Origin of the sequence: uncultured Microbacterium sp. (assembly GCF_963521695.1) — a bacterium.
Lineage (GTDB): Bacteria > Actinomycetota > Actinomycetes > Actinomycetales > Microbacteriaceae > Microbacterium.
On record NZ_CAUQWC010000180.1, the window covers coordinates 1 to 7,242 of the forward strand.

The following is a 7,242-nucleotide window of genomic DNA, read 5'->3' on the forward strand; positions in this document are numbered from 1 at the left end:
GGCGTCACGCGCGGGGGCGCCGAGTCCCGCCGCGGCCCGCGCAGGGACGTCCCCCGCGTCACCACCGGGCGTCGCCGCGGCGCGGGCGGAGGCGTCACGAGCGGGCCGTGGCATCCGGAACCTCCTCACGACGACGTGATGGAACAGACACCACGGCGAGGCCCACCGCGATGAGCGCGAGGCCGATGGCTCCCATCGGGGTGAGCTGCTCATGCAGCACGAAGAGCCCGAGCAGCGTCGCCGCGAGGGGCTCGGCGAGCGTCAGGGTCGAGACCGTGACGGCGGTCAGCCGTGCGAGCCCCCAGCCGAACAGCAGGTAGGCGATCGTCGTCGTGACCACTCCGAGCCAGAGCGCGAGCGCGAGGCCGTTCGGGGTGAGCAGCCAAGAGGACCCGGCTACCAGCAGCACCGGCAGGCTCGCCACCGCGGCGACACCGAAGACCGTGCCCATGACGCGGGTGGAGTCCCGCCCCCTCTCGATCAGCGCCTTGCCGCACACCGTATAGAGGGCGTACGACATTCCCGCGCCCGCCGAGGCGAGGAGGCCGCCCGGAGCGAGCGCGATCGAGCCGCCCGTGACTCCCGACACCAGCACGGCACCGGCGAGGGCGATGGCGGTGGCGAGCATCCATCGCGGCGAGGGGACGCGACGCAGGCGCACGGCATCCACGATTCCGGTGGCGATCGGCGCGGAACCAAGAGCGACGACCGTGCCGATGGCCACGCCGTTCTCGCGCGTGCCGAGGAAGAACAGGGGTTGGTAGGCGAGCACGCCGATCGCTCCGAGGGCGACGAGTCCGCTGACGGATCCGCGCATCACCCGCAGCGGGGGAGTCGGCGCGCGACGCAGAAGGGCGACGAGACCCAGGATGCCGCCGCCCACGACGATCCGCGCGGCACCGACCGCGACGGGGGAGGCGTCGACGCCCGCCAGCGCCTGCGCCGTACCGGTCGTCGAGAAGCACAGGGCCGCGGCGAGGACGGCGAGGGCGGGAAGCATGTGTGGATTGTTACACAATCTGCCACCCGGGTGTTGGCGGGCGGGGAGCACGACGGCGGGCCGCGAGGAGGACACGCCGCGCCTACGCGGGCCGTATCCGCCTGTCGGCGAATCGCGCCGCCGTTGTGCGCCGCGCCTCCCGAGTCGGCCCGGGATCAGCCGCGCAGCGCCTGCACCATCGAACGCAGGGCGTGCAGGGCGGCGGCCTGCTCGGCATCCGTCATTCCGTTGAGCATGCGCTTCTCCACCGAACGGACGGCGGCGCTCGCCGCCTCGAGCGAATGGCGCCCCCGCGTGGTCAGGCGGGTCGGGAGCGCCTTGCCGACGGGCGCCGCGTCCGGTCGCTCGACGATGCCGTCGCGTTCGAGGGCTTGAAGCAGGACGTTCATCGACTGGCGCGTGACGAAGGCGCCGCGCGCGAGCTCGGAGTTCGACAGGCCGGGACGTTGGGCGAGGAGCTCCAGGCAGGAGTAGTGCGTGATCGTCATACCGAGCGGGCGCAGCACGTCTTCCATCGCCGCGCGCAGAGCGCTCGCCGCCTCTTTCAGGAGGTAGCCGAGCGACGTGTCCAGATCGATTGCCTCTTGCGCCATGTCAGTAGTCTGACATAGTCTCTATGTCAGATAACTGACACAAAGGATCAAGCCATGCCCGTCACCGGACCCGATTTCATCTCGCTGCAGGTGCGCGACCTCGCCGCCTCCCACGCGTTCTACTCCCAGTACCTCGGCCTGCGGCGGTCGCCCACCGGTCCGCCCCACGCCGTCGTCTTCGACACCGCGCCGATCGCCTTCGCGCTGCGCGACCTCGCTCCGGGAACCGACCTCACGGGCATCGATCAGCCCGGTATCGGTGCGGCCATCTGGCTCCATGCCACCGACGTGCAACAGACTCACGACGCGCTCGTCTCCGACGGGCATCGCATCGTCGTGGCGCCCATCGACGGGCCCTTCGGCCGCACGTTCACCTTCGCTGACCCCGACGGCTACCACGTGACCCTTCACGACAAGGCCTGAGCGCACTCGTTCGAGACCGCCGTCGCGCCGAGCGCGAGTGCGGGCCGCGCGGTCGGGGGCGCGAGGTGCGACGGGTAACGTAGGTGCATGGCGACGGCGGCGGGGCGAGGCATCCTGGCCCTGGTCGTCGCCGCCGTGCTTCTTCTCTCCGGCGCGGTCGTCGCGGTCGCGATCGACCCGTTCGCTCGAGAGCCGATGGCCGTCGGCCCGACGACCGAGTGGGTCGCCCGTCTCCTCCTACTGCTGGGGGCCGTATGGGTCGGCATCGGCATGATCTCGGCCCGTACCCGGCTCGTGCGTCGTCCGGGAGCCGCTGCCGCTCGCGCCACCTGGGTCGCCTCGACGAGACCGTGGCGGGCGCGCGAGTCCAGCCTCGGTCTGCTTCCGCTCGATCGGTGGCTCATGATCGTCGTTCCCGGCGGCATCCTCGTCGCCACACGCGTGGTGCAGACTCCCCGCGACGGTCTCTGGAGTGTGGCACTGGCCGTCGCCAGCTGGCTGGTGTTCGCGGTCGCCGTACGCCTGCTGCTCGGGCGCCGCTCGCCCTGGCCGATCATCGCCGCGGTCGGGGGTGCCATCGTGCTGCGGTGCGTCGTCGCACTGCTCGCGGTGTCATTCTCGGGACCCGCCGGCGTCTGGCCGGAGGTGTGGTCGTCGCCCGCCCTGCGCGTGCTCTATCTCACCGTGGCTTTCGCCCTGGTGGCGTGGGTCTTCGTCGTTGCCGGGTGGTCTCTGTCGGCGCAGATCGGCCCACGCCGAGCGGTGGGGATCGCGGTCGCCGGGGTCGGGGTGGCATCCGCGCTTCCCGCGGCGACCATCGCGGTAGTGGGGGCGCGCGACGCTGTCCGCTCCTGGAACGATCAGATCGGCATCCTGCCGTGGGATCTCGCGCGCCTGGCCGGCGCGCGCGACGGATCGTTCCCGGTCGAGATCGTCACGGCGACGACGGTGGCCGGGCTGATGGCCGCGGTCGTCGGGATCGTGCTCGCCCTGCCTACGCGCAGCTCCAGCCGGGCGCGCTGAGGGTCGGGGCTCGGCGCCCGGTCGTCTGGTTGCAGTCGTGGGTGGGGCTCGGTGCTCGGTGGTCTGGGCGCACTCGGGTGCGGGGCTGGGCGCCCGATCGTCGAGTAGCACTCGGGTGCGAAGCTCGGCGCCCGGTCGTCTGGTGGCACTCATGCGCGCGGCTCGGCGCCCGGTGGCCTGGTCGTGCTCAGACGTGACGCTCGGCACCCGGGCGCGTCGCGCCCGCTGTCAGCGCCCGAGCGTGTTGTCGAACGGTCCGCCGCGGCGGATCTCGCGTATCTCGGTACCCAACGGCATGAGCGACACGGGTACGAGCTTGAAATTGGCGATGCCCAGCGGGATACCGATGATCGTCACGCACAGCAGCAGCCCCGTGAAGATGTGACCGAGCGCCAGCCACCACCCGGCGAGGACGACCCACACGATGTTGCCGAGCAGGGAGCCGAGGCCCGAGGTCGATTTCGACACGGTCTCGCGTCCGAACGGCCACAGCGCGTAGAACCCGATCCGGAACGAGGCGATGCCCCACGGGATCGTGACGATGAGGATGCACAGCACGACGCCCGCGGCGAGATAGCCGAGGAAGAGCCAGAAGCCCGACAGGACCAGCCACAGGATGTTGAGGATCAAGCGCATGGATCCATCTTCGCGGCCGCGGCTGGGTGGCATCCATGGTTTGACAGGGGGTTCATCTATCCGGGTGTCGTACCGCGCGCAAGCGCCCTCTGCGCATCACCCGGCCCCTCTAGCGTGGAACTCACCGAGGGAAGGAACCCATCATGTCTGACGTCACCCGCGCCACGCCGGAACGCCGTGTCCTGTCGAGCTTCAGCGACTACACGGGGGCGCAGGCCGCCGTCGATCGTCTCTCCGACGCTGGTTTCCCCGTCGAGCACACCGCGATCGTCGGACACGACGTGCGCATCGTCGAGCAGATCACGGGGCGGATGACGCGGGGACGCGCGGCAGGTCTCGGTGCGGCGTCGGGCGCTTGGTTCGGCCTGATGATCGGCGTGCTCATCGGACTGCTCAGCCCGGGCGGCTTCCTCGGCCTGCTGCTGATGGGTCTCGTGCTCGGTGCGGTGTGGGGCGCCGTGTTCGGCTTCGCCGGCCACGCGTTCACCGGCGGCCGTCGGGACTTCTCGTCGGTGCAGGGCTTCGAGGCCGAGCGGTGGGACGTGTCGGTGGATGCCGAGCACTTCTCCCGCGCGCAGTCGCTGCTGTCGTCGGGTGCGGCGGGCGAGACGCGCCCGTAGGTCGGGCCCGCGGGGCGACCGGGGCCGATGTCGGAGGCCCCGCTTAGACTTGACCCCGCCATGACCGACGCCTCCACGCCCCTCATCGTCGACGGCCCGCTGCCGTCGTCGGCCCGACCCGATGCCGACCTCCTCGAGGGGTTGAATGGCCCTCAGCGCGAGGCCGTGACGTACCGCGGTCAGGCGTTGCTCATCGTCGCGGGCGCCGGTTCGGGAAAGACGAGCGTGCTCACGCGGCGCATCGCGTCCTTGCTGCGCACGCGCGAGGCGTATCCGAGCCAGATCCTCGCGATCACCTTCACCAACAAGGCCGCGGGTGAGATGCGCGAGCGCGTGCATCAGCTGATCGGGCAGAAAGCCGACGGCATGTGGATCTCGACGTTCCACTCCGCGTGCGTGCGCATCCTCCGCCGTGAGGCCGAGCAGTTCGGTTTCACTAAAGCGTTCACCATCTACGACTCCGGCGACTCGCGCGCGCTCATCAAGCGGCTCGTGAAAGAGCACGAGGGTGACTCGTTCGGTCTCACGCCCGCCGGCACGCAGAGTCGCATCTCGAAGCTCAAGAACGAGTTGGCCGACGCCGAGTCGTACGCGCGGTCCGCCAACATGAGCGACCCGGCCGAACGCGTCTTCGTCGAGATCTTCTCGTCCTACCAGCGCGAGCTGCAGCGGGCGAATGCCTTCGACTTCGACGACCTCATCGCGCAGACGGTCTATCTCTTCCGCGCGTTCCCGCAGGTCGCCGACGTCTATCGCAAGCGGTTCCGCCACATCCTGGTCGACGAGTATCAAGACACCAACCACGCGCAGTACGCGCTCATCCACGAGCTCACACGGCCCCCGGGTTCGGATGCCGAACCGTTCTCCTCCGGCGGCATGATGATCTTCGACGCCGAGCCCGAGGGCGACGACGCCGGCTCCCTCACCGTCGTCGGCGATTCCGACCAGTCGATCTACGCCTTCCGCGGCGCCGACATCCGCAACATCAGCGAGTTCGAGCGCGACTACCCGGGTGCGAAGGTCGTGCTGCTCGAGCAGAACTATCGATCGACGCAGAACATCCTGTCGGCGGCCAACGCGGTCATCTCGAACAACTTCGACCGCAAAGACAAGAAGCTCTGGACCGACGTCGGCGCCGGCGACCCGATCATCGGCTTCACCGGCTACTCGCAACACGACGAGGCCCAGTTCGTCGCCGACGAGATCGAAGCGCTGCACAAGAAGGGCGTCGACTACTCCGGAGTCGCGGTGTTCTACCGCACCAACTCGCAGTCCCGCGCGCTGGAAGAGATCTTCATCCGCTCGGCGGTGCCCTACAAGATCATGGGCGGCACCAAGTTCTACGAGCGCGCCGAGATCAAAGACGCCCTCGCCTACCTGGTCGCGGTCGCCAATCCGGCCGATGGCATGGCAGTTCGTCGCATCCTGAACCGCCCGCGCCGGGGTATCGGCGACGTCACCGAGACCGCGATCGCCCGCTACGCCGCCGAGCACGGCATCACCTTCCGCGACGCCCTGGCCAATTCGGCCCAGATCGGCGTCGGCCCGAAGCTGCAGAAGGCCATCGACCAGCTCGACGCGGTGCTCACCGAGGCGACGGCCATCATGCTCCCGGCATCCGGAGAGCTCGCCCCCTCCACCTCGGTCAGCGAGGGACTCACCCTGCTGCTCAACAAGAGCGGCTACTTCGACGCCCTGCGCGCCAGCAAAGACCCGCAAGACGAGGCGCGCCTCGAGAACCTCGACGAACTCGTCGCGGTGACCCGCGAGTTCGCCCGGAACAACCCCGAGGGCACCATCATCGACTTCCTCACCGAGGTCACCCTCGTGGCGGATGCCGACGACCTCGACGACGCGTCGGGCTCGGTGTCGCTCATGACGCTGCACACCGCCAAGGGCCTCGAGTACGACGCGGTGTTCCTCACCGGCGTCGAAGAAGACCTGCTGCCGCACCGTATCTCGGCGAACGAACCCGGCGGCCCGCAGGAAGAGCGGCGCCTGTTCTACGTCGGCATCACCCGCGCACGTAAGCGCCTGCACGTGTCGCTGGCGATGACCCGCGCCCAGTTCGGCGAGGTGACCGTGGCGATGCCGAGCCGGTTCCTGCAAGAGATCCCCGCCGACCTCATCGACTGGCGCCAGTCGCCCGGCGACGTCAACGGTCGCGGTGGCTCGCAGTCGCGCGCGTTGAACGCCCGCGGGCGTCGCCCGGGCCAGTCCGGAGGCGGCAATCGCTACGGAGACGACCTCGTGCCGCTGCCCAAGCGCGCGCCGGCCGACCCGAGCAAGTTCCCCAACCGCATCCCCGCGAAGGTCCGCGACAACGGCGACCTGGAGCTGGCATCCGGAGACCGCATCCGTCACGACGACTTCGGCGAAGGACGCGTGGATGCCGTGACCGGCGAGGGCGCGAAGCGCGTGGCGCACGTGCGCTTCGACACGGTCGGGCCGAAGAAGCTGCTGGTCAAGATCGCGCCGATCGCGAAGCTATAGCGCGGTTCCGCGGGACCGGCGTTCGTCGGTGAGCGGTGCGCTGCGTGCTGCGTGCTGCGCCGTGGGCGGCGCGGTGGGCGGGTGCGGCGATGCCCCGTGCGGTGGCCAGGGCGGCGATGCTCTGAGCGGTTGGCGGTGCGGTTTGGCGGCGCCTTGCGCGGTGGGGGCGCGCTGTGTGCGGTGGGGAGGTGCGATGTGCGTCGCGCGTGGGTGCCGTGCGGAGGGGGCCGACGCCGCGGACGGAGTTTGGGGCGTGTTTCGTGCATTGGGGCGGGCCATGCTCGCCCCAATGCACAGTTCGCGCCCCAAAACCGATCGCCGGGGCGGCGCGGGGCCGCGCGGGCCCAGCGCTCTCGCCTTGTCGGCGCCTTGGCTCGGGGTCGGTGACGGTTTTCCCGCTGGGGGTAAGTCATGCCCTGATCGCGGGGGCGGTTTGGGGCGTGTTTGGTGCATT

General features: G+C 70.0%; 7 protein-coding genes. 4 read left to right on the plus strand and 3 right to left on the minus strand.

Annotated elements, in window-relative coordinates:
* Positions 1-94: 94 nt before the first annotated feature.
* Positions 95-1,000, minus strand: a complete 906-nt coding sequence (locus RWP81_RS12515; protein WP_314456572.1) for an EamA family transporter — start codon at positions 998-1,000, stop codon at positions 95-97.
* Between the two features lie 155 nt (positions 1,001-1,155).
* The gene (locus tag RWP81_RS12520) at positions 1,156-1,593 is read right to left on the minus strand and encodes a MarR family transcriptional regulator (protein WP_314456574.1); all 438 of its coding nucleotides are present in this window, start codon (positions 1,591-1,593) and stop codon (positions 1,156-1,158) included.
* A 54-nt stretch (positions 1,594-1,647) separates the two neighbouring features.
* On the opposite strand from RWP81_RS12520, the gene RWP81_RS12525 reads away from it, so the two are divergent.
* A complete protein-coding gene (locus tag RWP81_RS12525) occupies positions 1,648-2,016 on the plus strand; it encodes a VOC family protein (protein ID WP_314456575.1) in 369 nt (122 codons plus the stop codon).
* A gap of 87 nt (positions 2,017-2,103) precedes the next feature.
* Complete coding sequence (locus RWP81_RS12530) at positions 2,104-3,039, plus strand: hypothetical protein (protein ID WP_314456577.1); 936 nt, start codon at positions 2,104-2,106, stop codon at positions 3,037-3,039.
* Positions 3,040-3,267: 228 nt separating this feature from the next.
* Here RWP81_RS12530 and RWP81_RS12535 read toward each other — a convergent pair whose 3' ends face one another.
* A complete protein-coding gene (locus RWP81_RS12535) occupies positions 3,268-3,675 on the minus strand; it encodes a YccF domain-containing protein (protein WP_314456579.1) in 408 nt (135 codons plus the stop codon).
* A gap of 143 nt (positions 3,676-3,818) precedes the next feature.
* On the opposite strand from RWP81_RS12535, the gene RWP81_RS12540 reads away from it, so the two are divergent.
* Positions 3,819-4,295 carry a general stress protein gene (locus RWP81_RS12540; protein WP_055958974.1) on the plus strand — a complete coding sequence of 159 codons (477 nt, stop codon included), beginning with the start codon at positions 3,819-3,821 and terminating at the stop codon, positions 4,293-4,295.
* Between the two features lie 60 nt (positions 4,296-4,355).
* Complete coding sequence (locus RWP81_RS12545) at positions 4,356-6,788, plus strand: UvrD-helicase domain-containing protein (protein WP_314456582.1); 2,433 nt, start codon at positions 4,356-4,358, stop codon at positions 6,786-6,788.
* Positions 6,789-7,242: the final 454 nt, after the last annotated feature.

Excerpts from the sequence above, each read along its gene's own strand:
- RWP81_RS12520 (WP_314456574.1), bottom strand. The coding sequence starts at position 1,593 with ATGGCGCAAGAGGCAATCGATCTGGACACGTCGCTCGGCTACCTCCTG.
- RWP81_RS12530 (WP_314456577.1), top strand. The coding sequence starts at position 2,104 with ATGGCGACGGCGGCGGGGCGAGGCATCCTGGCCCTGGTCGTCGCCGCC.
- RWP81_RS12515 (WP_314456572.1), bottom strand. The coding sequence starts at position 1,000 with ATGCTTCCCGCCCTCGCCGTCCTCGCCGCGGCCCTGTGCTTCTCGACG.
- RWP81_RS12525 (WP_314456575.1), top strand. The coding sequence starts at position 1,648 with ATGCCCGTCACCGGACCCGATTTCATCTCGCTGCAGGTGCGCGACCTC.
- RWP81_RS12535 (WP_314456579.1), bottom strand. The coding sequence starts at position 3,675 with ATGCGCTTGATCCTCAACATCCTGTGGCTGGTCCTGTCGGGCTTCTGG.
- RWP81_RS12545 (WP_314456582.1), top strand. The coding sequence starts at position 4,356 with ATGACCGACGCCTCCACGCCCCTCATCGTCGACGGCCCGCTGCCGTCG.
- RWP81_RS12540 (WP_055958974.1), top strand. The coding sequence starts at position 3,819 with ATGTCTGACGTCACCCGCGCCACGCCGGAACGCCGTGTCCTGTCGAGC.